Origin of the sequence: Pseudomonas sp. R5-89-07, assembly GCF_003851685.1 — a bacterium.
In the GTDB taxonomy this organism is placed as follows: Bacteria; Pseudomonadota; Gammaproteobacteria; order Pseudomonadales; family Pseudomonadaceae; genus Aquipseudomonas.
Map to the genome: position 1 here is coordinate 417,111 of NZ_CP027727.1, position 26,926 is coordinate 444,036.

At 60.8% G+C, this 26,926-nt stretch carries 17 protein-coding genes; 14 read left to right on the forward strand and 3 right to left on the reverse strand.

What is annotated here, in order from left to right; translation table 11 throughout:
• The first annotated feature begins 74 nt into the window (after window positions 1-74).
• Entirely contained in the window at window positions 75-1,895 is a 1,821-nt protein-coding gene (gene typA / locus C4J94_RS01815; RefSeq protein ID WP_003217997.1) for a translational GTPase TypA, read from the forward strand.
• A 193-nt stretch (window positions 1,896-2,088) separates the two neighbouring features.
• On the opposite strand, the gene C4J94_RS01820 is transcribed toward typA, so the two are convergent.
• On the reverse strand, window positions 2,089-2,523 hold the full coding sequence (locus C4J94_RS01820; protein WP_017529542.1) for a YkgJ family cysteine cluster protein: 435 nt from the start codon (window positions 2,521-2,523) through the stop codon (window positions 2,089-2,091).
• A gap of 228 nt (window positions 2,524-2,751) precedes the next feature.
• Between C4J94_RS01820 and C4J94_RS01825 the strand changes: the two genes are divergently transcribed.
• Entirely contained in the window at window positions 2,752-5,202 is a 2,451-nt protein-coding gene (locus C4J94_RS01825; protein ID WP_124384723.1) for a glycogen/starch/alpha-glucan phosphorylase, read from the forward strand.
• A 105-nt stretch (window positions 5,203-5,307) separates the two neighbouring features.
• On the opposite strand, the gene C4J94_RS01830 is transcribed toward C4J94_RS01825, so the two are convergent.
• Complete coding sequence (locus C4J94_RS01830; RefSeq protein ID WP_124384724.1) at window positions 5,308-10,164, reverse strand: hypothetical protein; 4,857 nt, start codon at window positions 10,162-10,164, stop codon at window positions 5,308-5,310.
• Between the two features lie 263 nt (window positions 10,165-10,427).
• Here C4J94_RS01830 and C4J94_RS01835 point away from each other — a divergent pair, with 263 nt between their 5' ends.
• The 5 genes from C4J94_RS01835 to C4J94_RS01855 all read left to right on the forward strand — a co-directional run bounded on the left by C4J94_RS01835 (window position 10,428) and on the right by C4J94_RS01855 (window position 17,498).
• Window positions 10,428-13,934 (forward strand): DUF2339 domain-containing protein, encoded by a 3,507-nt coding sequence (locus C4J94_RS01835; protein WP_124384725.1) that lies wholly within the window; start codon window positions 10,428-10,430, stop codon window positions 13,932-13,934.
• Complete coding sequence (locus C4J94_RS01840; protein WP_124388907.1) at window positions 13,934-15,286, forward strand: DUF3999 domain-containing protein; 1,353 nt, start codon at window positions 13,934-13,936, stop codon at window positions 15,284-15,286. The genes C4J94_RS01835 and C4J94_RS01840 overlap by 1 nt, the downstream gene beginning before the upstream one ends.
• 96 nt (window positions 15,287-15,382) lie before the next feature.
• On the forward strand, window positions 15,383-16,393 hold the full coding sequence (locus tag C4J94_RS01845) for a class 1 fructose-bisphosphatase (protein ID WP_003187818.1): 1,011 nt from the start codon (window positions 15,383-15,385) through the stop codon (window positions 16,391-16,393).
• Window positions 16,394-16,643: 250 nt separating this feature from the next.
• Window positions 16,644-16,898, forward strand: coding sequence for a lipoprotein (locus tag C4J94_RS01850; RefSeq protein ID WP_033897714.1), 255 nt, complete (start codon window positions 16,644-16,646; stop codon window positions 16,896-16,898).
• Between the two features lie 30 nt (window positions 16,899-16,928).
• Window positions 16,929-17,498: a lipocalin family protein gene (locus C4J94_RS01855; protein WP_124360872.1), complete on the forward strand. Its 570-nt coding sequence runs from the start codon at window positions 16,929-16,931 to the stop codon at window positions 17,496-17,498.
• Between the two features lie 52 nt (window positions 17,499-17,550).
• On the opposite strand, the gene C4J94_RS01860 is transcribed toward C4J94_RS01855, so the two are convergent.
• Window positions 17,551-18,915, reverse strand: coding sequence for a formimidoylglutamate deiminase (locus C4J94_RS01860; RefSeq protein WP_124384726.1), 1,365 nt, complete (start codon window positions 18,913-18,915; stop codon window positions 17,551-17,553).
• A gap of 78 nt (window positions 18,916-18,993) precedes the next feature.
• Here C4J94_RS01860 and hutC point away from each other — a divergent pair, with 78 nt between their 5' ends.
• The 7 genes from hutC to C4J94_RS01895 all read left to right on the forward strand — a co-directional run bounded on the left by hutC (window position 18,994) and on the right by C4J94_RS01895 (window position 26,783).
• Complete coding sequence (gene hutC, locus C4J94_RS01865) at window positions 18,994-19,773, forward strand: histidine utilization repressor (RefSeq protein WP_177413438.1); 780 nt, start codon at window positions 18,994-18,996, stop codon at window positions 19,771-19,773.
• Window positions 19,770-20,330: a HutD family protein gene (locus C4J94_RS01870; protein WP_124384728.1), complete on the forward strand. Its 561-nt coding sequence runs from the start codon at window positions 19,770-19,772 to the stop codon at window positions 20,328-20,330. The genes hutC and C4J94_RS01870 overlap by 4 nt, the downstream gene beginning before the upstream one ends.
• Window positions 20,331-20,733: 403 nt before the next feature.
• Window positions 20,734-22,404, forward strand: coding sequence for a urocanate hydratase (gene hutU / locus C4J94_RS01875; protein ID WP_124384729.1), 1,671 nt, complete (start codon window positions 20,734-20,736; stop codon window positions 22,402-22,404).
• 140 nt (window positions 22,405-22,544) lie between these two features.
• A complete protein-coding gene (locus tag C4J94_RS01880) occupies window positions 22,545-24,005 on the forward strand; it encodes a cytosine permease (RefSeq protein WP_124384730.1) in 1,461 nt (486 codons plus the stop codon).
• Window positions 24,006-24,073: 68 nt separating this feature from the next.
• Window positions 24,074-25,039 (forward strand): ABC transporter substrate-binding protein, encoded by a 966-nt coding sequence (locus C4J94_RS01885; RefSeq protein WP_124384731.1) that lies wholly within the window; start codon window positions 24,074-24,076, stop codon window positions 25,037-25,039.
• Between the two features lie 71 nt (window positions 25,040-25,110).
• On the forward strand, window positions 25,111-25,962 hold the full coding sequence (locus tag C4J94_RS01890; protein ID WP_065885736.1) for a proline/glycine betaine ABC transporter permease: 852 nt from the start codon (window positions 25,111-25,113) through the stop codon (window positions 25,960-25,962).
• On the forward strand, window positions 25,959-26,783 hold the full coding sequence (locus C4J94_RS01895) for a glycine betaine/L-proline ABC transporter ATP-binding protein (protein ID WP_124384732.1): 825 nt from the start codon (window positions 25,959-25,961) through the stop codon (window positions 26,781-26,783). The genes C4J94_RS01890 and C4J94_RS01895 overlap by 4 nt, the downstream gene beginning before the upstream one ends.
• Window positions 26,784-26,926 lie beyond the last annotated feature (143 nt).

Below are 26,926 nucleotides of genomic sequence, written 5' to 3' on the forward strand. Positions count from 1 at the left end.
GGCAAGGCCTGACTCTACTGTAAATCGCTGCCACGACCTGTCAGCACACCGAATCCTCTGATCGAGATACACAAGTGATCGAAAATCTACGTAACATCGCCATCATTGCTCACGTTGACCATGGTAAAACCACCCTGGTAGACAAACTCCTGCGTCAATCCGGCACCCTGGAGCGCAACGAGCTCAACGACGAGCGCGTGATGGACTCCAACGACCAGGAAAAAGAGCGCGGTATTACCATCCTGGCAAAAAACACCGCTATCAACTGGAACGGCTACCACATCAACATCGTGGACACCCCGGGCCACGCCGACTTCGGCGGCGAAGTAGAACGCGTAATGTCGATGGTTGACTCCGTTCTGCTGCTGGTTGACGCTCAAGACGGCCCTATGCCGCAAACCCGTTTCGTGACCAAGAAGGCTTTCGAAGCCGGCCTGCGTCCGATCGTGTGCATCAACAAGGTTGACCGTCCAGGCGCGCGTCCGGACTGGGTTCTGGACCAGATCTTCGACCTGTTCGACAACCTGGGTGCCACCGAAGAACAGCTGGACTTCAAAGTCGTCTACGCCTCGGCCCTGAACGGCATTGCCGGTCTGGAACACACCGACATGGCTGAAGACATGACCCCGCTGTACCAGTCGATCGTCGACAACGTACCGGCGCCAAAAGTTGACCGTGAAGGCCCGTTCCAGATGCAAATCTCGGCACTGGACTACAACAGCTTCCTGGGTGTTATCGGTGTTGGCCGTATCGCTCGTGGTAGCGTCAAGCCGAACACCCCGGTTGTCGCTATCGGCGCCGACGGCAAGAAGCGTAACGGTCGTATCCTGAAGCTGATGGGCCACCACGGCCTGCACCGTATCGACGTCGAAGAAGCTTTCGCCGGCGACATCGTGTGCGTCAGCGGCATGGACTCGCTGTTCATCTCCGACACCCTGTGCCAGCCGGACAACGTCGAGGCGATGAAGCCTCTGACCGTTGACGAGCCAACCGTTTCCATGACCTTCCAGGTAAACGACTCGCCTTTCTGCGGTAAAGAAGGCAAGTTCGTGACTTCCCGTAACATCAAGGAACGTCTGGACAAAGAGCTGCTGTACAACGTTGCTCTGCGCGTTGAAGAAGGCGACTCGGCTGACAAGTTCAAGGTTTCCGGCCGTGGTGAGCTGCACCTCTCGGTACTGATCGAAACCATGCGTCGCGAAGGCTTCGAAATGGGTGTTGGTCGTCCGGAAGTGATCATCCGTCAGGTTGACGGCGTGAAGCAGGAACCGTTCGAAAACGTCACCATCGACACCCCTGAAGAATCCCAGGGCAAGGTCATGGAAGAGATGGGCCTGCGTAAGGGCGACCTGACCAACATGGTGCCGGATGGCAAAGGCCGTGTACGTCTGGAATACAACATCCCTGCTCGTGGTTTGATCGGTTTCCGTAACCAGTTCCTGACCCTGACCAACGGTGCTGGCATCCTGACCTCGATCTTCGATCGCTACGACACCATGAAGTCCGGCGACATGTCCGGCCGTCAGAACGGTGTTCTGGTATCGGTAGAAACCGGCAAGGCGCTGACCTACTCCCTGGAAACCCTCCAGGCGCGTGGCAAGCTGTTCGTTGAACACGGTCAAGAGATCTACAACGGTCAGATCGTTGGCCTGAACAGCCGTGACAACGACATGGGCGTCAACCCAACCAAAGGCAAGAAGCTCGACAACATGCGTGCTTCGGGCAAAGACGAAACCATCGCTCTGGTCCCACCTGTTCGCTTCACCCTGGAACAGGCCCTGGAATTCATCCAGGACGATGAATTGTGCGAAGTGACGCCTAAGTCGATCCGCCTGCGTAAAAAGATTCTTGACGAAGGCGAGCGTACCCGCGCTGCCAAGAAAGCCAAGAACTGAGTTAACTCAGGCTGAATGAAAAACGCCCCCGGTCGAAAGGCCGGGGGCGTTTTTTTATGCCTGCTGTTTGTGCGGTGTCTGTACTGGCCCTATCGGGGGCAAGCCCCCTCCCACACTTGAATGTGTTCACAGATCAAAATGTGGGAGGGGGCTTGCCCCCGATGAGGCCCGAGAGAGCCCCACAAAATCCGGATCAGAACTTGTCGAGGGTCTTGAACTTGGTCTCGCGCACCACTTCCTTGGGCTTGTACGCACAATACCCCGGCCGCGGCCCGATTTTCGGGTGGTTGCGGCAGGTATCCGGACGCTTGTCATAAATAGTGCAGAAGCGCGTCTTACGATCCAGGTACAGGCAGTCGTTGTTGCTCATGCGCTGCAGGGTAAAAATCTCGGATTTGGAATTGAAGCGCTCGACGATGCCTTCCTTCTGCAACCGCTTGGCGATGTTCTTCGGCGGGTCGCCGCGCTCGAACTCATCGACGATGCCGATGCGGATCAGGTCCTTGATCTTCACTTCGACCGGCAGCGTGCAGCAGCTGGACACGCAGCCACCACACATATGGGCAGAGTATTTCTGCCAGGTCTCGAGACGGTCGAGTTCCGCGGCGGCGATCAGTTGAGGCTTCATCGGGGTTCCAAAAGGTGGGGCTGTATCCGGGCGCGCGATCATACCGGGATTGGTGGTTTTTTGAACAATATTTTCAGGGTTTCTGCGCGAACGGCAATCAGGCACGACCTCTGCATTAAATTCACGCAATGATCAATGAGTTAAAAAACTGACGAACCAGAGCGTCTACCGTCTGTCAGACCGTCTAGGCTCTAGCAACTCCTTCTATCTCGCCCGAGGTCGCATTTGATGTCTCAGGAACCACTTGCACGAGAAGCAGAGGTAGCCGCATTTCGCGATGCCGTCTTGACCAAACTCACCTACGCGGTGGGCAAGGACCCGGATCACGCCTTCGACCATGACTGGTTCGAAGCCATTGCCCTGGCCGCCCGCGACCAGATGGTCGACCACTGGATGGACCATACGCGGCGCATCTACCGCAAAGGCCAGAAACGGGTCTATTACCTCTCGCTGGAATTTCTTATCGGCCGCCTGCTCTACGACAGCCTGAGTAACCTCGGCGTGCTGGAGATCGCTCGCGATGCCTTGTCTGAGCTGGGTGTCGACCTTGAGCGCATCCGCCTGCTCGAGCCCGACGCGGCGCTCGGCAACGGTGGCCTGGGCCGCCTGGCGGCGTGCTTCATGGAAAGCATGTCGACCCTGGGCATTGCCGGTCACGGTTATGGCATTCGTTACGAGCACGGCTTGTTCCGCCAGGCAATTGTCGACGGCTGGCAGCAGGAGCAAACCGAACGCTGGCTGGATTTCGGCAACCCGTGGGAGTTCGAGCGCGCCGAGGTGATCTACCCGATCGGCTTTGGCGGCAGCGTGGAAACCCTGGCGGACGCGTCCGGCAAGATGATTCAAGTGTGGTCGCCCAGCGAAACCGTACGTGCGGTGGCCTACGACACTCCGGTGGTTGGCTGGCGTGGTGCCAGCGTCAACACCCTGCGCCTGTGGCGTGCTCGTGCGGTGGAAGACCTGCACCTGGAGCGCTTCAACGCTGGTGACCACCTGGGCGCGGTAGCCGAGGTGGCGCGCGCCGAAAGCATTTCCCGCGTGCTTTACCCGGCCGACAGCACCGAAGCCGGGCAGGAACTGCGCCTGCGCCAGGAATACTTCTTCGTTTCGGCCTCGTTGCAAGACTTGCTGCGCCGCCACAAGAACATGCACGGCTCGGTGCTGAGCCTGGGCGAACACGCCGCCATCCAGCTCAACGATACCCACCCGTCCATCGCCGTGGCCGAGTTGATGCGCCAGTTGGTCGACCTGCACGATATCCCGTGGGAAGCCGCGTGGGACGTCACCGTCGAAACCCTTTCCTACACCAACCACACCCTGCTGCCCGAGGCGTTGGAAACCTGGCCTGTGGGCCTGATGGAACGCATGCTGCCGCGGCACATGCAGATCATCTACCTGATCAACGCCCAGCACATCGACTCGCTGCGCGCCAAAGGCATCCATGACTTCGACGTGCTGCGCGCCGTGTCATTGATCGAAGAAGACAACGGCCGGCGTGTACGCATGGGCAACCTGGCGTTCCTCGGCTCCCACAGCGTCAACGGCGTGTCCGGCCTGCACACGCAGCTGATGCGCAGCACGGTGTTTTCCGAGCTGCACAAGCTCTACCCGGAGCGCATCAACAACAAAACCAACGGCATCACCTTCCGCCGCTGGCTGTACCAGGCCAACCCCAAGCTCACCGATATGCTGGTGCAAGCGCTGGGGCCGGACATTCTCGACACCATGGAAACCCGCCTGGGCGAGCTGGAAACCTTCGCCGAGAAACAGACCTTCCGCAAAGCCTTCGCCGACCAACGCCTGCACAGCAAGCGTGCGCTGGCCGAGATCATCCATGAGCGCCTGGGCATTTCGGTGAACCCGGCGGCGATGTTCGACGTGCAGGTCAAGCGTATCCACGAGTACAAGCGCCAGTTGCTCAACCTGCTGCACACCGTGGCGCTGTATCAGGCGATCCGGGCCGAGCCGGAGGTCGATTGGGTGCCGCGGGTGAAGATTTTCGCCGGCAAGGCAGCGGCGAGTTATCACCAGGCCAAGCTGATCATCAAGCTGACCAACGACATCGCCCGCACCGTCAACAACGACCCGACCGTGCGCGGCTTGCTCAAGGTGGTGTTCCTGCCCAACTACAACGTCAGCCTGGCGGAAAGCATCATTCCGGCGGCGGACTTGTCGGAGCAGATCTCTACCGCCGGGTTCGAGGCGTCGGGCACCAGTAACATGAAGTTCGGCCTCAACGGCGCGCTGACCATCGGTACCATGGACGGCGCCAACGTGGAGATGCACGAGCGCGTAGGCGCCGAGCACATGTTCATCTTCGGCCTCAGTGCCCAGCAGGTAGAAGCCCGCAAGCATGCCGGCGAGTTCAATGCCGGGCCGGACATTGCCGCGTCTCATCGCTTGAACGATGTGTTGCAGGCGATCCGTGGCGGGGTGTTCTCGCCGGATGATCCGGGCCGTTATGTGGGCTTGATCGACGGGCTGATCGACTACGACCGCTTCCTGGTCTGTGCCGACTTTGACTCTTACTGGGACGCCCAGGCGCGGGTCGAGGCGCAATGGCATGATTCCAAGGCGTGGTGGCGTTCGGCGGTGTTGAATACGGCGCGGATGGGCTGGTTCTCCTCGGACAGGACGATCCGCGAGTACGCCACCGAGATCTGGAAAGCGTTGGATTAAGCACTGTAGGTCTAACGCCGCTGAGGGCGTCTTGCGGCCCGGCTCACGATTATGCAACTGATGCAGTCGCGAGCCGGGTGGTCCTTTAGGAGCTTCTGCGTGTGTTCACGTCGGTGAGGTCGTACCTGGCGGAGGCGCTGCTGGTGGTGGCGTACTTGTTATTCCCAGTCGTTGCAGGCGTGCGGGTAGTTTGGGAACACTCAACCGAAATTCGCCGTTGATCGACGATACGTAACGCATCCAGGTATCAATGCGGATGTTTTTCTCAATGGCATAGGCCACGACGTCATTTCTTGTGATGGGCGTCGTTCTTGGGACCGGTGGTCGAAGGTACAACTTGTCCCAGTCCAGAAGGTGTTGGTCGGTAATAGTGCTTCGTATTCCTGGTGCGAGCCTACTTAGTCGTAATGTTCGGATCGCGCCGCTTGAGGTCAATGACCCCCACTTCGTAACGTACTGTGCCCACACGGCGGGATGAATGTTGTGAGCGAGGACAAAATGAGTGGCTGCTTCGCGGGTTTCTTGACCGAGCTCCACCCATTTCATGAATAGTTCATCGGTGAGGGGAGCATGCCCCTGGTTAGGGTTGATCCTGTGGAGCCCTCTCGCATTGATACTGCCGCTTTGCCTGACAAATTTGTTCCACGTGCCGACCGGGATACCGCGGCTCCGAAAAAAAGCGGCGGGGTCCAGAGCTGCTTGCGGGGCAGTTGACTGGGCGTGGGCGTTGACTTGTGCCTGCCATTCCCTGAGCGCCTCCGTCGTGTTGGAATGGGCTGGCGGGGTCCCGCCGGGCGCACGTTCAAAGGTGTCGAGTACCCAGTTCTTGTTGGGCAAGCGCCGCAATCTGAACGGGGTCCAGCCTCCCGATGGCTTGAGCAGCGGTGCGACCAGCCCATTTGGATCGTGGAGGTTGAACGAGTTCTGAATGCGAAACACCTGCTGTCTGCCCGTTTCACTGGTGCTGCGTACCAGCAACGTGGTGGGCGACCCGGCAGTTCGATAGATGCCCGTACCTTCGGCCAAGGATGTATCAGCAGGTATTCCGCCCGGGACCGCCAGGTTGGCGCTTTCCTGCTGGAACGCACGCTGGTGTGCCGTCAGGCCCGACAAGGGTGTTCGCTTCGCAGGTTTGAGTAGCATTTGTAACGGTTTGACGCCGAGCCCCGAGGACCGTGCAACACCGGTGACCATCGTGGTTGCGCTTGCGACCTCGAACAGCACCCGCCCGGCGATCCTGCGACGCATAATCAACCCCGCAGCGCTGTGCCCCAGGTTGCGCAAGGTCTGGACCGTGGTGCGGCCTATTCTGCCCAACCACTGAAAGGCCGAAGAGGTCAGCCTTCCCGCCCACGGAAACCCACTCAGTGCGGTCGTGACGACCTCAACGCCGAATAAGACCTTGTTGGCGACGGACTGGTCGTTCAGCTCCTCGTTAGTCACGCTTTCGGTGTCTGTTTTGTCCAGCAGGTGCAGGTAGTTCTGTCGGTACAGCCCGGGCAGTAAATCGCCCGCGTGTGCCGCCAGGCGATAAGTCCGCAAACGCGTGTTGTCCGGCAGTCGTGCCTTAAGATAATCCTGCCATGCCGGACTGCGCATCAGCCTGACCAGGTCGGTTTCACTGGCTATTTCCCGGAGCTCCAGAAGGTCTGGGGCATTTGGGGTAAACAGCACTGTCATCGTGTCGGTGTCGGTGGAAAGAATCAGAACCCCGTTCACCGTCTGCCCGCCGCGGGCTTCGCGGCTATCCATAATCGGATTAAACATCAGCGCATTGGCGACCACCGCCTGTCCGTCTACCTTTTGGCGGGTCTTGGGGTCTGGATCGGTCAGTACCGCGGCTACCCAGGCGGCGCCTTTCTTCTCTAGGTTATTGCTGACCAATGTCGTGCTGTAGGCATCCGGGCTCAACCGTGCCACCAGGGCCGCGTAATTCAGGGCGGACGCCTGGCTCTCTATCCAGGCTTTTTGCAGGGCTTGGCCAGCCGCGTTTGTGGTATCCGGGGCGAGGTGTTTCTTGAGCACGTTTTCGATGTACTCATGGCTGATATTCAACTCCGTGACCCATTGCTCAAGGCGTTCCTTGCCCAGGGTGATGGAGCGGCCTTGGGCATCCCTCATCGTTCGACCCTGGGCGTTCACGAGTGTGGCTTCCAACAGGTCGTCCTCAGTCCAGTGGAGGCTCCTTTCCCACGGCTTGTTGTTTTTTAACAGCAGGTTGGTCAGGCTTATTTGCTGGGAGGTTACGCTTTCATTTAAAGTCCCAAAACCACCCTCGGCCTTGATGCGGGTCTTCGTGGTACGAATGACGATGATTTTGTCCGGGTCGATGCCCTCTGCGGGATAGCCTGCCCTGACGTGGCCGCTCGGGCCCTTTTCTGCCAGGAACGCGCGTATCTTGAGCAGTACCTGTTCCTTGGCATATTCAGCCAATGTCGGAATAAGGGCTTGCCACTGCTCGCTCAGCTCGTCCTGCTTCGCTTGTGCCGTCGTGGCCAGGTCTTGCAGTGTCTGCCGCTCCGTCGGGCTCAGGCGCTTTTCCCAATCAGGTTGCCAGTGCTCCAGGAATCGTTGGTCGCGTGCAAGAAACGGCGCGGCCATATCCAACGAGTCGATCATCTGCGCGCGGCCATTGTATTCGAGATCCGTCTCGCCCTCGGCCAAGCCCAGCAGGGCCTGGATATCGGCCTGCTGTTTGTCCAGCAACGTTTGTATGGTGTCGGCTACAAAGTCGGACTCAATCGGCGCAAAGATGTTGCGCAGGTCGCCTCCCCATAGCCCGGCTTTTGTCTGTTGCACCGACAGTGGCAGGCCGCTGGCCAACGCCTTGCCGGCGTCCTCACCAACATCGATGCGGGTTTTAAGCGTGTCATGCAGGCTTTGAAGTGTCGCAAACTCTTCAAAACCCTGGTCTGGGGTGTAGAGCAGCACCACCCCCGAAGGAACGGTCCCGCCAACTCCTTGGGTGCTGAGCCATTTGTGCCCGAATGGCCAGTGGGGTTGCACCGGGCTGGCCCCGTCAGTGGAGGCCAGCACGAAACTGCCCGCCAGGCGTGCGCCGTCTGCGGTACCGGTGCTGACTGTCAATTGATAGACCCCGGGGCGGCAGCCATGGGTAAAGGCGGCTTCACGCCGAGCCTGGGTCGGATAGAGCAGCACTTGGTCAATCAGCTGTTTACCCCGTGGGCTCAGGGTATTGTCGACCTTGCCCAACCGCGCCTGGACATCGAGGACTTGGCGGTAAACGTCTATTAGCCTGGCCTGGGGGCAGGCCAGTTCAGGCGCTATGGGCGTACGCCAATAGGTGCTGACCTGCTCGGCCAGTCGAGCCTGCATCGTTTCGGCCAGTTCCAGCAGGGTGCCGTTCTGCGCAATCTGGTCGGTTGCACTGAAGGCGGTAGCCGTGCTGAAGACGCCTTCAGTGACGGTGCCGTCGGTTACGTCCTGGGCTTGTTGCGCCGCCTGATCTTCTGGCTCCTCGGTATTCAATGCAATGTTTTCCCAGCGAAGCAAGGCACACAGCCTCTGCGACAATGTTTGAGAGGCTTCAAAGTGACGCTGGCCGAGGCTGTCGATACGGTAGCGGTTGACATACAAGCTGCTCGGCTTGGTTTCAGGGGCTAATTGCGCGAAGGTTTCCTTGAGCAAAGACTTCAGAGCGCTTTCGAGCGAGGGATGTTTGTGCTTGTCCAGTACATCGCCGATCTGCTCATTGAGCGAATTCCAGAGCCGTATCAGGCTGGTTTGCTGTTCGATATCCGGCGGGGTATGGGCGCTGAGGGGGGCCACCGGTGTCGCTTCAGGCATGCGGGCCAGCAGGGCTGGATTACCCTTGAGCGGCAGCGCCAGCGGGGTGAGCAGCTTTGTCGCCAATGCTTCAAACGTGGTGTGGGAGGTGCTGAATAGGTGATTTATGTCGGCCGCTTGCTGGTTACGGTGGGCTTGCAGGCACTGGCTGAATACCTGCCCGGTGATGGGTGCATAACGTAAGTTCCGCTCACGGGTTAGTACCTCGTTGGCACGTGTTCTTTCGCTGGCCGCAACGTTGGCGAGCAGTTGGGTTTTTTCGGTACCATTCAGGAGGCGTTGGCGCAGGGCGTTTTCCATGACGGAGAACTGCTCGAAGATCTCAACTCCAAACTGGGGCGTATACAGGACCGTTGGCAGGGCTGCGTGTATTCGCTCGGTGAGTACGAAACAGCCGTTAAGGGCTGTGCACCACTCAGGTTGTTGCGTTGAGTAAAGGCTAATATCGTGCTTTTGTGCTGGCGTAGCGTTGCCCGAGTTCTCGTGGGTTATCAGGTTTTCGATCAACTGTCTGCCCTCGGTCACGATCTTCAGCCGTGCCGGTGTGCGCTGTTGCCGGGCATCATGCAGTTTCAGATCTGCCTCAATGACAAACATTTGGCGTTGTTTTTGACTGATCGCATCGTGGACGCTGAGGGCGCAGGTGCCGACATGGGGTGAGGTCCAGAACGCCTCAAGCTCGCTTAAATACAAGCCCAGGCTGTCCTGTTGCATATCGCTGATCAGCTTATTGAAGGCGGCGACCTCAAGAGAGGTTATTTCGCCGTCACGACCAGCGCCATTGAAATGTCTGTAGAAGCCCACCGCCTGGCTGACGGTGCAGCCCTGCTGCTCTTTGGCGAGTTGGGTGGGCACTCTTTGGGTGGCGATAGCCTCGTGGAGCACCTGTGTCAGGCTGTTAGAACGGGTTACCCGGGGCACTGGCACTCTTGTGCCCGGTGTATCCGTCGATGGTGTGTCGTAAACGTACTCGTTGAGAAACACTTCATTGGGATTGGGCGGGCTGGTGGGCATGAGAGTTGCCAACGCATGGCGCAAGTGGCTTGCCATCAGTGTGGCAAGGCGCGGCTGGGCATCGAGCAGATGCTCACTGCTGGTGGCGCAAGCTGACAACTGGCGTAGCTGTTCTTCGGTGGTGGGAGGGGAAGACGTCATTGGGGTTCCTATCGATTTCGGGAGGCTCCGTGCAGGCTTGGGCGAGAGGCTGGGGCTGTACACGCGGTTCGAGCGACCCGGCCTAAATTAACGATCTTCAAGAGCGAGGCAGGAATAGATAACCAATACATGGCGCGTGTCCTTGTGACTTTTTTGTGGGCGATAGCCGGGAGGGCCGCCGGCCTTGAGGTTATTTGTCGAAGCCCGTACAGAGTGGTCTTGCATCGATATACTGGGCCTCGGCTTGCTTAGGGATATCGACCATGCAATGGATTTTCATGCTGATTGGCCTGGTGCTTGGCTGGACGCTCGATGAGTCGTTCAGCGATGCGGGCATCGGTGCGTTATTGGGGCTGGGCATCGGCCAGGCGATTCGCCTGTCGAAACTGGCGACCCAGGCGGACCAGCAGGCGCAACAGCTGGAAGCCACGCAGAAGGCGCTGATAGCGCTGGGTGAGCGATTGCGGCGAGTGGAAGTGCCGGAGCCGACCTATCACTCCGTGGTTGAAACGCCTACGCCTGAGCCTACTCCTGTCGCCAAGGCCCCCGAGCTTGTCTGGGAGCTGCCGGCTGAATTGACGCCCGTCGCCGTGGTTGCCGAGCCGAGCCAGCCGCTGCCGGACGACGTCTGGGTTTCTGCGCAGCGCCTTCAAGCGCCTGCCATTCCCCGTGGGCCCAACCTGATCGAACGCGGCATCAGCGCTGCGCGCAATTGGTTGTTTGGCGGCAACACTGTGCTGCGCGTCGGCGTGGTGCTGTTGTTTCTCGGCCTGGCGTTCCTGCTGCGCTACGCCACCGAAGGCATGGTGGTGCCGGTCGAGCTGCGCTACGCCGGGGTTGCCGCCGCTGCCGTTGGCCTGCTGGGCCTGGGCTGGTGGCTGCGGCTGCGCAACCGCCAGTACGGGCTGATGCTGCAAGGCACCGGCATCGCGGTGTTGTACCTGACGGTGTTTGCGGCGATGCGCCTGCACCCGCTGATCGACCCGGGCGCGGCGCTGGGCCTGCTGGTGGCGGTCACGGTGTTCTCGGCGATCCTGGCGATTACTCAGGATGCGTTGGGGCTGGCCTGTGCTGCGGCGCTCGGTGGCTTTGCGGCACCGATCCTCACCTCCACGGGCGCCGGCAACCATGTCGCGTTGTTCAGTTATTTCGCCTTGCTCAATGCCGGCATCCTCGCCATCGCCTGGTTCAAGGCCTGGCGTCTGCTCAACCTGATCGGTTTTGTCGGCACCTTCGGCATCGGCTTTGCCTGGGGTATGCGCTCCTACACGCCGGAACTGCTGTGGAGCACCGAGCCGTTCCTGATTGTGTTTTTCCTGATGTACCTGGCGATCGGCCTGCTGTTTGCCCGGCGCAAGTTGCTGGAGGCGGGGAATGCGCCCGAGGACCGTGATGGCTTGCTACGCTGGTCGGCGGCCAAGGGCGATTATGTCGACGGTAGCCTGCTGTTCGGCCCGCCGCTGGTGGGGTTCGGCTTGCAGTTCGCGCTGGTCCAGCACCTGGAATTTGCCGCCGCCTTCAGTGCGTTGGGCCTGGGCATTATCTATATGGGGCTGGCGCGGTTATTGAGCGGCGGGCGCGCCTTGCTGCTGGCGCAAACCTGCCTGGCGCTGGGCGTGATCTTTGCCAGCCTGGCCATTCCCCTGGGGCTGGATGCGCGCTGGACCGCTGCGGCCTGGGCGGTGGAAGGGGCGGGGATCTTCTGGCTGGGCTTGCGTCAACAGCGGCCGTTGGCGCGGGTGTTCGGCTTGCTGCTGCAGTTGGGTTCGGCGCTGGCGTTTCTCAGCGAACTGCACCCCGGCGAGCTGACGTTGCTCGACGGCGCTCCGTTGGGCGCGCTGCTGCTCGGCGCCGCGCTGCTATTGAGCTTCCATCATTTGCGCAAGGCGCCGACCGAACAGGCGAGGGAGCGGGAGCGCAACGGTTTGCCGGTATTGGCGAGCCTGGGCCTGGGCTTTCTATACCTGCTGGCGCCGCTGCTGTTACTGACCCAAGGCACGGCCATCAGTTGGGCAATCGCTGGCCTGGTGACGTTGTTCGTCGGCCTGCGCATCGGCTCGCGCACTTTCCTCTTCGTGGCCTTCGCCGTGCAGTTGCTGGGCGGTGCGTTGTTCCTGCTGCGCTTGCAGGGCGGTGATGGCGCGGCGGTGTTCAGTGCTGGCTGGGGCGGTTTGATCACCGCCTCGTTGATCGGCTTGGCCTTGATCGCAGGCATGCTGCTGGCGGCGCGTGACGACATGGTGCGCAGTGATGGGCGGCTGCTGCGCGGGTTGTCGGTGGTGATGCTGGCCGGACTGGTATTGATTAACCTGGCGGTGCTGTTCGTACTGCCGTGGGAAAGCGCCAGCGGCGTATGGGCAGCCAGTGGTTTGTTGATCATCTGGCTGAGCCTGTACCTGCAACAGCGCGTCAGTTTTGTGTTTGGTCTGCTGCTGCAACTGGTTGGCGGCGGGTCGTTCCTGCTCGCCGTGCCGCAGTGGGTCGGGCCGTTGACTGGCGAGGGTTTGAGCCCCTTGGCGCACAGCGGTTTCTGGACGCCGATGGTGCTGGGTCTGGCGGCCTTGGTGGGCGCGTGGCGTTTGCAGCGTGAACCCCATGCGCCGCTGTTTTCGAGGCTGAAACTGCAACGCCTGTCCGACCTGTTATTGGTGTGGGGCGCGGCCTGGTGGACGCTGGCGGTGGCGGGCGAAGTGTTGAGGTTTGTTCCCGTCGAGCTGCGCGGCGCTTTCCTGCTGGGCAGCGCGGCGATCAGCGTGGCGATCTGGACGCTGCTGGCCTGGCGGCTGAAGTGGTCGTCATTGGGCCTGTTGTGCACCTTGCTGATGCCGACGGCGAGTGTGGTTTTGCTGCTGAGCGCCCATACCTATTATCACCCGGCGGCGCATTACGGCTGGCTGGCTTGGCCGGCGCTGTTCGCGGTGCATTTCCTTTCGCTGCGACGCTTGGCGGCGGTGGCTCCGCGCAGAGCGCTGGGTATCGCCCATGTGTTGGGCTGCTGGATGTTGCTTGGCCTGCTGGCGCTGGAGCTGCGCTACGGGTTGCTGCGCTTCACGGCCGAATACAACGCCTGGCGCTGGCTGGGCTGGGCGATCCTGCCAAGCCTCTACCTGGTGCTGGCCGCCGCGCCGCGCACGTTTGCGTGGCCGGTGTCGGCGTATGCCAGGGAATACCGCGTATTCGCGGCACTGCCCCTGGCTGTGCTGATGCTCGGCTGGTTCTGGCTGGCGAATAGCTTCAGCGACGGTACGGCCAACCCGCTGCCCTATGTGCCCTTGCTGAACCCGCTGGACCTGGGCCTGCTGTTCGCATTGCTGGGGGTGTATGTGTGGTCGCGAAGCGTGGCGCCGCAACGCGGGCCGCAGGCCGAGCGGCTCGCCCAAGGCATCGCGGGGCTTTCACTGTTTGCGTTCTTCACCGCATTGGTGATGCGCACCGCTCACCATTGGGGCGGCGTGCCGTTCCATCTGGATGCGTTGCTCGAGTCAATGCTGGTGCAAGCCGGCCTGTCGATTGTCTGGACCCTGATCGCGCTGGGCCTGATGATCGGCGGCCACCTGCGTCATCGTCGCGAGGTGTGGCTGATCGGCGCGGTATTGATTGCCGTGGTGGTGGCCAAGCTGTTTTTTGTCGAACTGAGCAACCGTGGCGGCCTGGCGCGGATCGTGTCGTTCATCGGCGTGGGCGCGTTGTTGCTGGTGGTGGGCTACTTCGCGCCGCTGCCGCCCAAGCGCGCCGAGCCTGTACTGGAAACTGAAGGAGCAGCCTCTTGATAGGTAAGTTGAGCGTAGTCGCAGTGGGCCTGTGTGCGACGTTGTCCGCCTGGGCGCGGGAAACGCCCGCCGACTTCAGTACTCAGGTGGCGCTGAGTGTCAGCGGCGAAGGCCCTTGGTATCGCCTCGAATTGCCCTTGGCCGTGCAACTGAGCGCGCGCCAGGCCGACCTCAGCGATGTGCGGGTGTTTAACGCCGCAGGCGATGCGCAGGCTTATGCACTGTCGCGTCAATCGCCCTCGCACACTGAAAGCCGCGATGTGACGCCGGTGAAGTGGTTCCCACTGTACGCCGCCGACACCCAGGAAAACCTGCCCGGTGTGGTGATGAAAACCACGGCCGAAGGCACGCTGGTTGAAATCAAACCGGCCAGCGCTGCGAAACCCGGCAAGCAGGTATTGCGCGGCTGGGTGCTCGATGCCAGCGCGATCAAGGCCCCGTTGCAGCAACTGAGCCTCGACTGGAGCCGTGAACAGGACGGTTTCCAGCGTTTCAGCATCGAAGCCAGCAACGACTTGCAGCACTGGCAAGCCTGGGGTGACGGGCAAGTGGCGCGCCTGTCGTTTGCCGATGAGCGGGTCGAACAGCATGACGTCAGCTTGCCGGGCCAATCAGCGCGTTACCTGCGCCTGGTGTGGCAGGGGCAGGCGGCGCCACTGCTGACGTCTGCCACGCTGGCGAGCGCGACGCGCAGCAGCCTGCCGTTGCCGCTGGTGTGGTCGCAACCATTGGCGGGCGTACGGCTCACGGCGGGTGAATACAGCTGGCAGTTGCCCACGGGGCTGAATGTCGAGCGCCTGCGCATCGAGCTCAAGCAGCCCAACACCTTGGCGCCTGTGACGCTGCTGGGGCGAAGTGATGCCAGGCAAACGTGGCAGCCGTTGAGCAAGGGCTTGTTGTACCGCCTGACCCAGAACGGCAAGGACGTGATGCAGGACCAATTGCAGTTGCCGGGCCAGACGGTCGCTGAGCTGAAACTGCAAGTGGATGAGCGCGGCGGTGGCTTGGGCAGCGAAGCCCCGGCGTTGCGCTTCGCGGTGCGCTCCACGCAGCTTGTGTTCCTGGCGCGGGGCGAGCCACCGTTCACGCTGGCGCTCGGGAATGGCTCGGTCAAGGCGGCGAATCTGCCATTGTCCACCCTGATTCCCGATTACAGCACTGAGCGTCTCAACGCGCTCGGCCAGGCCACGCTGGCGGGGGAGGTGGTGCTCAAGCCATCTGCCGTTGCCGCATCGCCGCCGGTGGGCGCCGACTGGAAAAAGCTCGGTCTATGGGCCGTGTTACTGCTCGGCGTGGCTGCGCTTGGGGCGATGGCCTACAGTCTGTTGCGCAAACCGCAGGGCCAGCCGTGAACTCTATTGGCGTTAAATCCTCTGATTAGAGGAAATCAGCCCCGACTCGCGCTAAACTGCGCGGGTTTTTAAGCCCCCCATTCTCCGGAGCCGTCCATGTCCCGCGTTACCTTGAGTCGCTATTTGATCGAGCAGACCCGCAGCAACAACACGCCTGCCGATCTGCGCTTCCTTATCGAAGTGGTGGCGCGTGCTTGCAAGGAGATCAGCCACGCCGTGTCCAAAGGCGCACTGGGCGGTGTCCTGGGCAGCATGGGCACTGAAAACGTGCAGGGCGAAGTGCAGAAGAAACTGGACGTGCTGTCCAACGAAATCCTGCTCGAAGCCAACGAATGGGGCGGTCACCTGGCCGGCATGGCTTCCGAAGAAATGGACAATGCCTACCAGATCCCGGGCAAATACCCTAAAGGCGCGTACCTGCTGGTATTCGACCCACTGGACGGCTCGTCCAACATCGACATCAACGCGCCGGTCGGCACCATCTTCTCGGTACTGCGCTGCCCGAACGAATACCTGAGCCAGAACGAAGCCCTGAACGAAAAGGCCTTCCTGCAGCCTGGCACCGAGCAGGTCGCCGCCGGTTACGCCATCTACGGCCCGCAGACCATGCTGGTGCTGACCCTGGGCGATGGCGTCAAAGGCTTCACCCTGGACCGCGAAATGGGCAGCTTCGTACTCACCCACGAAGACATCTCCATTCCTGCCTCCACTCAGGAATTCGCGATCAACATGTCCAACCAGCGTCACTGGGAAGAACCGGTGAAGCGCTACGTCAACGAATTGATGGAAGGCGAAGAAGGCCCATTGAAGAAAAACTTCAACATGCGCTGGGTCGCTGCCATGGTTGCCGACGTGCACCGCATCCTGACCCGTGGTGGCCTGTTCATGTACCCACGTGACAGCCGCGAGCCTTCAAAGCCGGGCAAGCTGCGCCTGATGTACGAAGCCAACCCGATGTCGTTCCTGGTCGAGCAGGCAGGCGGTGCGTCCACTGACGGCCACCAGCGCATCCTCGATATTCAGCCCGAAGGCCTGCACCAGCGTGTGGCGGTGTTCCTGGGTTCGAAGGAAGAAGTTGAGCGTGTGACCGCGTATCACAAGAAGTAACTGTGACGAGGGAGCTTGCTCCCGCTCGGGTGCGTAGCGCCCGCAAGGTTTTCAGGGCTGCTTCGCAGCCCAGCGGGAGCAAGCTCCCTCGCCACGTTCAAAGCAGTTGGTTTTGAGCGATAAGAAGCCCCGAAACGTTTCAGCGTTTTCGGGGCTTTTTTGTTTTCGCTCGTCGGGAACCAGACACCTCTTTTTCCTTCTAAGCTTCTGGCAGATACCCCAGCTGCTTTGTCTCTCCAGGAGCTATTCCATGTCTTTACGCCGTCTCGCCCTGCTGGCTTTTTGCGTGCTGTTAGCCGCTTGCAGCAAGGTCAACCAAGAAAACTACCAGAAACTGTCGGCCGGCATGGCCAAGGCCGAGGTAGAGTCGTTGCTGGGCAAGCCGACCGATTGTTCCGGCGCACTGGGCATGTCCAGCTGCACCTGGGGCGATAAAAACAGCTTTATCAGCGTGCAGTACGCCGGTGACAAAGTTCTGATGTTTTCCGGGCAAGGCCTGAAGTAAACCGGGGCGCGAGCCTGCGGGAGAAGAAGAATGATGCGTTTTGTTGTGTTCCTTTGCGCCAGCCTGTTTTTGGCGGGCTGCGCCAGCCATTCTGGCGATGATCTGCAACCCAAGACTGCGAGCAACGTCAACCTCAAGCGTTACCAGGGCACCTGGTATGAGTTGGCTCGCTTGCCGATGTATTTCCAGCGCAATTGTGCGCAATCCGAAGCGCGCTACACCCTGCTGCCCGATGGCGACATGTCGGTGTTCAACCGCTGCCTGACGCCTGAGTGGAAATGGCAGGAAGCCAAAGGCACGGCCACGCCGCAAGTGCCGGGCAAGACCGACAAGCTCTGGGTCGAATTCGATAACTGGTTTACGTCGTTACTGCCGGGCGTCGCCAAAGGCGATTACTGGGTGCTGTATGTCAGCGATGACTACAAGACGGCCATCGTGGGCAGCCCGAGCCGGCGTTATATGTGGATCCTGTCGCGCACGCCGACGGTAAGCGCCGATACGCGTGAAGACCTGTTGAGCCGGGCGCGACAGCAGGGCTATGACACCACTCGCCTGATCTGGCGTACGTCGGACAAGCAGATGGCGAAGACTTCGCAGTAACGGGATCACCCTAAATCCAAATGTGGGAGGGGCAAGCCCCCTCCCACATTTTTTACCCGAGTAAGCTTCTCAAGACTTGAGTGAATGCCCGGCCGCTTTCTTCCTCGCCAGCATGATGTCCATCGCGCACCACCCACTGGCCGTTGACCAGCACATCCCGCACCTGTCGATCACCGCCGGCAAACAACCAGCGGTTGAGAATCCCGTCCTCGCTGGCCGTCGCCAGGTAGGGATCGCTACCGTCCAGCACGATCCAATCCGCACGCTTGCCTACTTCCAATCGGCCAATCGGCTGGCCCAATGCCTGGGCGCCGCCGTCCAATGCGGCATCGAACAGCGTACGTCCGACCATCGGCTGATCGCTGCGATACAAGCGATTACGCCGCTGGTCCCGCAGACGCTGCCCGTATTCCAGCCAACGCAATTCTTCCACCACGCTCAGTGACACATGGCTGTCGGACCCGATGCCCATGCGTCCACCCTGGGCAAGAAAATCCACCGCCGGAAAAATCCCGTCACCCAGGTTGGCCTCGGTGGTCAGGCACAAGCCGGCAATCGCGCGGCTTTTGGCCATGCGCGTGACCTCGGCGGAGTCGGCATGGGTGGCATGCACCAGGCACCAGCGTTCATCGACGTCAACGTTGTCATACAGCCACTGCAACGGGCGTTTGCCGCTCCAGGCCAGGCAGTCGTCGACTTCTTTTTGCTGTTCGGCGATGTGGATGTGCACCGGACACGCCTTATCGCTGGCGGCCAGCACGTGCTTGATCTGCTCGGGTGTGACCGCGCGCAGGGAGTGGAAACACAGGCCCAGTTGCTGCGCAGGTTGCGCGGCGAGCATCGGCTGCAAGCGCGCCTGCAAGTCCAGATAGTTTTCGGTGCTGTTGATAAACCGGCGCTGCCCGTCGTTGGGCGCCTGGCCACCGAACCCCGAATGCGTATAAAGCACCGGCAGCAGTGTCAGGCCGATCCCGCTACTGGCGGCGGCCTGGCTGATCTGCTGCGACAGCTCCGTGCGGTCGGCGTAGGGCTGGCCGCTGACGTCGTGGTGCACATAATGAAACTCGGCCACCGAGGTGTAGCCGGCCTTGAGCATCTCGATGTACAACTGACGGGCGATGACCTGCAACTGCTCGGGGTTGATCTTGCCGACCATGCGGTACATCAGGTCACGCCAGGTCCAGAAGCTGTCGTTCGGATTACCCGCCACTTCCGCCAATCCCGCCATGGCGCGCTGAAATGCGTGGGAATGCAGGTTCGGCATGCCGGCCAGTACCGGACCTCTCAGCCGTTCGGCGCCCTCCGCGCTGGCATTGGCCTCAACCTGTGTCAGCACCCCATCGGCGCTGACTTCAAGACGTACATCATTGGCCCATCCATTAGGCAGCAGTGCGCGTTCGGCAAAGAAAGCGGACATGATCAAGGCACCTCGGTCGTGTGTTTATTTGTATATACATATACAGACGTTTGCCTGCTCGGTAAACTCCGGCAATCTATGCATCTTTTCCCCCTGCAAGGATTCCCTGTGCCGACTCCGCCTGCCAAGTCTCCGCTGGCTGCCCACATGGACGAAAGTCCGGCGCCCTTGTATGCCCGCGTCAAACAGATGATCAGCCAGCAGATCCTCAACGGCAACTGGCCGCCTCACTATCGTGTGCCGTCGGAGAGCGAACTGGTCAGCCAGCTGGGCTTCAGCCGCATGACCATCAACCGCGCACTGCGCGAGCTCACGGCCGAAGGCTTGCTGGTGCGCATGCAAGGCGTCGGTACGTTCGTCGCCGAGCCCAAGAGCCAGTCGGCGCTGTTTGAAGTGCATAACATTGCCGATGAGATCGCCTCCCGGGGCCATCGGCATACCTGCCAGGTCATTACCCTGGGCGAAGAGGCGGCCGGCTCGGAACGGGCCGTCGCGCTGGAAATGCGCGAAGGCGGGCGGGTGTTTCACTCGCTGATCGTGCATTTCGAAAACGACATTCCGGTGCAGATCGAAGACCGTTTCGTCAACGCCCTGGTTGCGCCGCAATACCTGCAGCAGGACTTCACCCAGCAAACGCCCTACGCCTACCTCAACCAGGTCGCACCGCTGACTGAAGGCGAGCATGTGGTCGAAGCGATCCTCGCCGATGCCAGCGAGTGCAAGCTGCTGCAGATCGAGCCGAGCGAGCCTTGCCTGTTGATCCGCCGACGCACCTGGTCTGGTCGCCAGCCGGTGACAGCCGCGCGCCTGATTCACCCCGGTTCCCGGCACAGCCTTGAAGGACGTTTCAGCAAATGAGTTCAGTCAACGTCTGGCGCGCCGCCGACTACGTGCGCATGCCGTGGAAGAACGGCGGCGGCAGTACCGAAGAAATCACCCGTGACGCGGGCACCGGCTTGGACGGTTTCGGCTGGCGTCTGTCGATTGCCGATATCGCCGAGTCAGGTGGTTTTTCCACCTTCGCCGGTTACCAGCGCGTGATCACCGTGATCAAGGGCGCGGGCATGGTGTTGACCGTGGATGGTGAGGAACAGCGGGGTTTGTTACCGCTGCAACCCTTCGCATTCAAGGGTGACAGCCAGGTGTCGTGCCGCCTGATCACCGGGCCGATCCGCGATTTCAACCTGATCTACTCGCCCCAGCGTTATCACGCGCGGCTGCAGTGGGTGGATGGCGTGCAGCAGTTTTTCAGCACGGCGCAGACGGTGTTGGTGTTCAGCGTTGCCGATGAGGTCAAGGTGCTGGACCAGAAACTCGGCCATCACGACTGCCTGCAAGTGGACGGTAACACCGGCTTGCTGGACATCTCGGTCAATGGCCGCTGCTGCGTCATCGAACTGACCCAGCGCGGGTAAACATGTGGGAGGGGGCTTGCTCCCGATAGCGGTGGATCAGTCATTATTCCATTGACTGACACACTGCAATCGGGGGCAAGCCCCCTCCCACATTTGTTATGTGCTGCTCATAAAAACTGTTTCCAACCCGCGCACCAAATTGTTACCGAATGCCCCAGTGCGGCGCAAAGCCACGTTGTCTTGATAAACCTCCCCCGCTGTAAAACTCCTCCGTAAGAAATTTCATCCTCCTTCGAAGCCTTAATTTTCAAGGCTCGTATGTGCTTTCCAAAAAAATTCGAACACGCGCTTAGCAAGTTGGCCGCTTGATTGCATATGCTTGTACATACAAGTAAAGATGTGTGCGTAAGACCTTTTTTTGCACCATCAGTGTCCGCGCATCGATCGCCGAGGAGTCCTAGCTGTGACCAAGCCTACAAAATACCGTGACGTCGAAATCCGCGCCGCCCGCGGTAACAAGCTCACCGCCAAAAGCTGGCTGACTGAAGCACCGCTGCGCATGTTGATGAACAACCTCGACCCGCAAGTGGCCGAGAACCCGAAAGAGCTGGTGGTGTACGGCGGTATCGGCCGTGCCGCGCGCAACTGGGAGTGCTACGACCAGATCGTCGAGAGCCTCACCCATCTGAACGACGATGAAACCCTGCTGGTGCAATCCGGCAAGCCGGTGGGCGTGTTCAAGACTCACAGCAACGCGCCGCGCGTGCTGATCGCCAACTCCAACCTGGTGCCGCACTGGGCCAGTTGGGAACACTTCAACGAGCTGGATGCCAAGGGCCTGGCCATGTACGGCCAGATGACCGCCGGGAGCTGGATCTACATCGGCAGCCAAGGCATCGTCCAGGGTACTTACGAAACCTTCGTCGAAGCTGGTCGTCAGCATTACAACAGCGACCTCACTGGCCGCTGGGTGCTCACCGCAGGCCTGGGCGGCATGGGTGGCGCGCAGCCGCTGGCCGCAACCCTGGCGGGTGCTTGCTCGCTGAACATCGAATGCCAGCAGGTCAGCATCGACTTCCGCCTGAACAGCCGCTATGTCGACGAACAGGCCACCGACCTCGATGACGCCCTGGCGCGTATCGCCAAGTACACCAAGGAAGGCAAGGCGATCTCCATCGCGCTGCTGGGTAACGCGGCCGAAATCCTGCCGGAGCTGATCAAGCGTGGCGTGCGCCCGGACATGGTCACCGACCAGACCAGCGCCCACGACCCGCTCAACGGTTACCTGCCGGCCGGCTGGACCTGGGACGAATACCGCGCCCGCGCCAAGACCGAACCTGCCGCCGTGATCAAGGCCGCCAAGCAGTCGATGGCCGTGCACGTCAAAGCCATGCTGGAATTCCAGAAGCAAGGCATCCCGACCTTCGACTACGGTAACAACATCCGCCAGATGGCCCAGGAAGAAGGCGTGGAAAACGCGTTCGATTTCCCTGGCTTCGTACCGGCCTACATCCGCCCGCTGTTCTGCCGTGGCATCGGCCCGTTCCGCTGGGCTGCGCTGTCGGGCGACCCGCAAGACATCTACAAGACCGACGCCAAAGTCAAAGAGCTGATCCCCGACGACGCCCACCTGCACAACTGGCTGGACATGGCGCGCGAGCGCATCAGTTTCCAGGGCTTGCCGGCACGTATCTGCTGGGTGGGCCTGGGCCAGCGCGCCAAGCTCGGCCTGGCGTTCAACGAAATGGTGCGCAGTGGCGAGCTGTCCGCCCCGGTGGTTATTGGCCGCGATCACCTCGATTCCGGCTCGGTAGCCAGCCCGAACCGTGAAACCGAAGCCATGCAGGACGGCTCCGACGCCGTGTCCGACTGGCCGCTGCTCAACGCCTTGCTCAACACCGCGAGCGGCGCGACCTGGGTCTCGCTGCACCACGGCGGCGGCGTGGGCATGGGCTTCTCCCAGCACTCGGGCATGGTGATCGTGTGTGACGGCACCGACGAAGCAGCCGAGCGCATTGCGCGGGTGCTGCACAACGACCCGGCGACCGGGGTGATGCGCCATGCGGATGCCGGTTACCAGATCGCTATCGATTGCGCCAAGGAGCAGGGCCTCAACCTGCCAATGATCAAGTAATAAGTGTGGGAGGGGGCTTGCTCCCGATGGCGGTGTATCAGCCAAAAAATCAGTGACTGATCCGCCGCTATCGGGGGCAAGCCCCCTCCCACATTGGAGCGGCGGCGAACCCAAGACAATCCATCAGAGGTTGAACACACATGGCTGCAAACGACACCACCCCGTTGATCGAAAGGCGTTCGATCGACTACATCCCGGAAGCGGAAAGACACGGTCGTCTATTGAGCCAGTTCACCCTGTGGCTGGGTGCCAACCTGCAGATCACTGCCATCGTCACCGGGGCCCTGGCCGTGGTGCTGGGCGGCGATGTGTTCTGGTCGTTGATCGGTCTGTTGATCGGTCAACTGCTAGGCGGCGGGGTGATGGCGCTGCACGCGGCGCAGGGCCCCAAGCTTGGCCTGCCGCAGATGATTTCCAGCCGGGTGCAGTTCGGCGTGTATGGCGCGGCCATCCCGATCGTGCTGGTGTGCCTGATGTACCTGGGTTTCACCGCAACCGGCACGGTATTGTCCGGGCAGGCGCTGGGCCAGTTGTTTGGGGTCAGCGACAGCGTCGGCATCCTGATTTTCGCCAGTGTCATCGTGCTGGTCACGGTGCTCGGTTATCGGGTGATCCACTTCATCGGTCGCGTCGCCAGCGTCATTGGCGTGATCGCTTTCGTCTACCTGTTCAGCCGCTTGATGGGCCAGGCTGACATTGGCGCACTGCTGCAGATCCGCCATTTCAGTTGGAGCAGTTTCTTGCTCGCGGTCTCGTTGGCGGCTTCCTGGCAGATCGCGTTCGGCCCCTATGTGGCGGACTACTCACGTTACCTGCCGAGCAGCACCTCCTCGGTGAAAACCTTTCTGGCGGCTGGCGCAGGTTCGGTGATCGGCGCGCAGGTGGCGATGATTCTCGGCGTGTTTGCCGCCGCCATGGCCAACGGGCAATTCGCCGGGCACGAAGTGGCCTATATCGTGGGCCTGAGTGGCAGCGGTGCCGCGGCCGCGTTGCTGTACTTCAGCATCGCGTTCGGCAAGGTGACGATTTCTACGCTGAACTCCTACGGCAGCTTCATGTGCATTGCCACCATCATCAGCGGCTTCCGGGGCCATCTGCGGATATCGCGCCTGCAGCGTCTGCTGTTCGTACTGGCGATTGTCGGCACGGCCACCCTGATCGCACTGCTCGGTCAGCACTCGTTCCTGGGCGCGTTCAAGTCGTTCATCCTGTTCCTGCTGGCGTTCTTCACGCCTTGGAGCGCGATCAACCTGGTGGATTACTACTGCATTACCCGCGAGCGCTATGACGTGCCGGCGCTGGCCGATCCCAAAGGTCGCTATGGCCGCTGGAACCCGCTGGGCATCAGCGTCTATGTATTCGGCGTGCTGGTGCAACTGCCGTTCATCTCCACCAAGTTCTATACCGGCCCGCTGGTGGAAACCCTGGGTGGCGTGGACATCTCCTGGATCATCGGCCTGGTGCTGCCAGCCGGCCTGTACTACCTGTGCGCGAAAAAATGGCATGGCACGATGCCTGATCAACTGATCCTGCCGGTCGAGCCGGACAGCGTTATACCCGTGCAAACAAGCGGGACCGGTCGCGCTGCGGCGCAGGCCTGACGGGACGTGGACAAGGCAGGATGCCTTTTGACTGCCGTAATCCATTTCATGATTGGGAGCGTCACACAATGAAAATGCATAAGACCCTGCTGACCCCATTACTTTGCGCAGGTTTGCTCGCAAGCGCCGGCGCCCAGGCGGCCGGCTGGTGCGAATCGGGTAAGCCGGTGAAGTTTGCCGGGCTGAACTGGGAAAGCGGCATGTTGCTCACCGACATCCTGCAAACCGTGCTGGAAAAAGGCTACGACTGCAAAACCGACAGCCTGCCGGGCAACTCCATCACCATGGAAAACGCCCTGAGCAGTAACGACATCCAGGTGTTTGCCGAAGAGTGGGTTGGCCGCAGTGAAGTCTGGAACAAGGCCGAGAAGGCCGGCAAGGTCGTCGGCGTCGGCGCCCCTGTCGTAGGCGCTGTGGAAGGCTGGTACGTGCCGCGCTATGTGATTGAAGGCGATGCCAAGCGCAAGCTGGAAGCCAAGGCTGCGGATTTGAAGAATATCGCTGACCTGGCCAAGTACGCCTCGGTGTTCAAGGACCAGGAAGAACCGTCCAAGGGCCGCTTCTACAACTGCCCGGCCGGCTGGACCTGTGAGCTGGACAACAGTGAAATGCTGAAAAGCTACGGCCTGGAAAGCACCTACACCAACTTCCGCCCCGGCACCGGCCCGGCGCTGGATGCGGCGGTTCTGTCGAGCTACAAGCGCGGCGAGCCGATCCTGTTCTACTACTGGTCGCCGACGCCGCTGATGGGCCAGGTCGACCTGGTCAAGCTGGAAGAAAAGCCGGGCGTGGATAAAAGCGTGAGCATCAAGGTCGGCCTGTCCAAGGCCTTCCACGAGCAAGCGCCGGAACTGGTGGCTGTGCTGGAAAAGGTCAACCTGCCCATCGACCTGCTGAATCAGAACCTCGGCCGCATGGCCAAAGAGCGAATCGAGTCGCCGAAACTGGCGAAAATTTTCCTCAAGGAACATCCTGAAGTCTGGCACGCCTGGGTGAGCGACGACGCCGCCAAGAAAATCGACGCGGCCTTGTAGGTCAAGCGTGTCCGGCTACCCTGAGGGGCAGCCGGACACCTGGCCTCAACCCACTGGATCGAGAGCACGCTATGTTTCCTGAGAGTTTTACGTTTTCCATCGCCGACTGGGTCAACGGTTGGGTGGACTCGCTGGTCACCAACTACGGCGACGTGTTCCGGCACATTTCCGACACCCTGCTATGGGCCATCGTCAACCTGGAAGGCCTGCTGCGCGCCGCTCCCTGGTGGCTGATGCTGGCCATCGTTGGCGTCATTGCCTGGCACGCCACCCGCAAAGTGGTGACCACGGCAGTGATCGTCGGCTTGCTGTTTCTCGTCGGCGCGGTTGGCCTGTGGGACAAACTGATGCAGACCCTGGCGCTGATGATGGTCGCCACGGTGATTTCGGTGCTGATCGGCATCCCGCTGGGCATCCTTTCCGCGCGCAGCAATCGCTTGCGTTCGGTACTGATGCCGTTGCTCGACATCATGCAAACCATGCCCAGCTTCGTGTACCTGATCCCGGTGCTGATGCTGTTTGGCCTGGGCAAGGTGCCGGCGATTTTCGCCACGGTGATTTACGCCGCGCCGCCGCTGATTCGCCTGACTGATCTGGGCATCCGCCAGGTCGACGGCGAAGTCATGGAGGCCATCAACGCCTTCGGTGCCAACCGCTGGCAGCAACTGTTCGGCGTGCAACTGCCGTTGGCGCTGCCGAGCATCATGGCGGGTATCAACCAGACCACCATGATGGCGTTGTCGATGGTGGTGATCGCCTCGATGATCGGCGCCCGTGGCTTGGGTGAAGACGTGCTCGTCGGCATTCAGACCCTCAACGTCGGCCGTGGCCTTGAAGCCGGGCTGGCGATCGTGATTCTCGCTGTGGTCATCGACCGCATTACCCAGGCCTATGGTCGTCCACGGCATGAGGCGAGCAAATGACTAGCGTCAGCAAAATCGAAGTCAAAAACGTGTTCAAGATCTTCGGCAACCGTTCGAAGGAAGCACTGGCACTGATTGGCCAGGGCAAGACCAAGGACCAGGTGCTGGCCGAGACCGGTTGTGTGGTGGGCGTGAACGACTTGTCGCTGAGCATCGGCACCGGTGAGATTTTCGTAATCATGGGCCTGTCGGGCTCCGGCAAATCCACTTTGGTGCGTCACTTCAACCGCCTGATCGACCCCACCAGCGGGGCGATCCTGGTTGACGGTGAAGACATCCTGCAACTGGACATGGAAGCCCTGCGCCAATTCCGTCGCCACAAGATCAGCATGGTGTTCCAGAGCTTCGGCCTGCTGCCCCACAAGAGCGTGCTCGACAACGTCGCCTACGGTCTGAAGGTGCGCGGGGAAACCAAGCAGGTTTGCGCCGAGCGTGCCCTGCATTGGATCGAAACCGTGGGCCTGAAGGGCTATGAAAACAAATACCCGCACCAGCTCTCCGGCGGCATGCGTCAACGCGTCGGCCTGGCCCGTGCATTGGCGGCGGACACCGACATCATCCTGATGGACGAAGCGTTCAGCGCCCTCGACCCGCTGATTCGCGCCGAGATGCAGGACCAGTTGCTCGAGCTGCAAAAGACCCTGCACAAGACCATCGTGTTCATTACCCATGACCTCGACGAGGCGGTGCGCATTGGTAACCGCATTGCGATCCTCAAGGACGGCAGGCTGATTCAGGTCGGTACGCCGCGCGAAATTCTGCATTCGCCGGCGGATGAGTACGTGGACCGGTTCGTTCAGCGGCGGGCGGCGGTGGTCTGATCCAGGTTTTGTGGTGAGGCTGCTGGCCCTATCGGGGGCAAGCCCCCTCCCACCTTTGAAGGTGTTCACAGTTCAAAATGTGGGAGGGGGCTTGCCCCCGATGAGGCCGGCAAAGCTGCATAAGCATTGAAGAAGGTATGAAC

Coding starts and splice junctions, on each gene's coding strand:
- C4J94_RS01820 (WP_017529542.1), bottom strand. CDS start 2,523: ATGAAGCCTCAACTGATCGCCGCCGCGGAACTCGACCGTCTCGAGACC.
- C4J94_RS01825 (WP_124384723.1), top strand. CDS start 2,752: ATGTCTCAGGAACCACTTGCACGAGAAGCAGAGGTAGCCGCATTTCGC.
- C4J94_RS01830 (WP_124384724.1), bottom strand. CDS start 10,164: ATGACGTCTTCCCCTCCCACCACCGAAGAACAGCTACGCCAGTTGTCA.
- C4J94_RS01835 (WP_124384725.1), top strand. CDS start 10,428: ATGCAATGGATTTTCATGCTGATTGGCCTGGTGCTTGGCTGGACGCTC.
- C4J94_RS01845 (WP_003187818.1), top strand. CDS start 15,383: ATGTCCCGCGTTACCTTGAGTCGCTATTTGATCGAGCAGACCCGCAGC.
- C4J94_RS01850 (WP_033897714.1), top strand. CDS start 16,644: ATGTCTTTACGCCGTCTCGCCCTGCTGGCTTTTTGCGTGCTGTTAGCC.
- C4J94_RS01855 (WP_124360872.1), top strand. CDS start 16,929: ATGATGCGTTTTGTTGTGTTCCTTTGCGCCAGCCTGTTTTTGGCGGGC.
- C4J94_RS01860 (WP_124384726.1), bottom strand. CDS start 18,915: ATGTCCGCTTTCTTTGCCGAACGCGCACTGCTGCCTAATGGATGGGCC.
- hutC (WP_177413438.1), top strand. CDS start 18,994: ATGCATCTTTTCCCCCTGCAAGGATTCCCTGTGCCGACTCCGCCTGCC.
- C4J94_RS01870 (WP_124384728.1), top strand. CDS start 19,770: ATGAGTTCAGTCAACGTCTGGCGCGCCGCCGACTACGTGCGCATGCCG.
- C4J94_RS01880 (WP_124384730.1), top strand. CDS start 22,545: ATGGCTGCAAACGACACCACCCCGTTGATCGAAAGGCGTTCGATCGAC.
- C4J94_RS01885 (WP_124384731.1), top strand. CDS start 24,074: ATGAAAATGCATAAGACCCTGCTGACCCCATTACTTTGCGCAGGTTTG.
- C4J94_RS01890 (WP_065885736.1), top strand. CDS start 25,111: ATGTTTCCTGAGAGTTTTACGTTTTCCATCGCCGACTGGGTCAACGGT.
- C4J94_RS01895 (WP_124384732.1), top strand. CDS start 25,959: ATGACTAGCGTCAGCAAAATCGAAGTCAAAAACGTGTTCAAGATCTTC.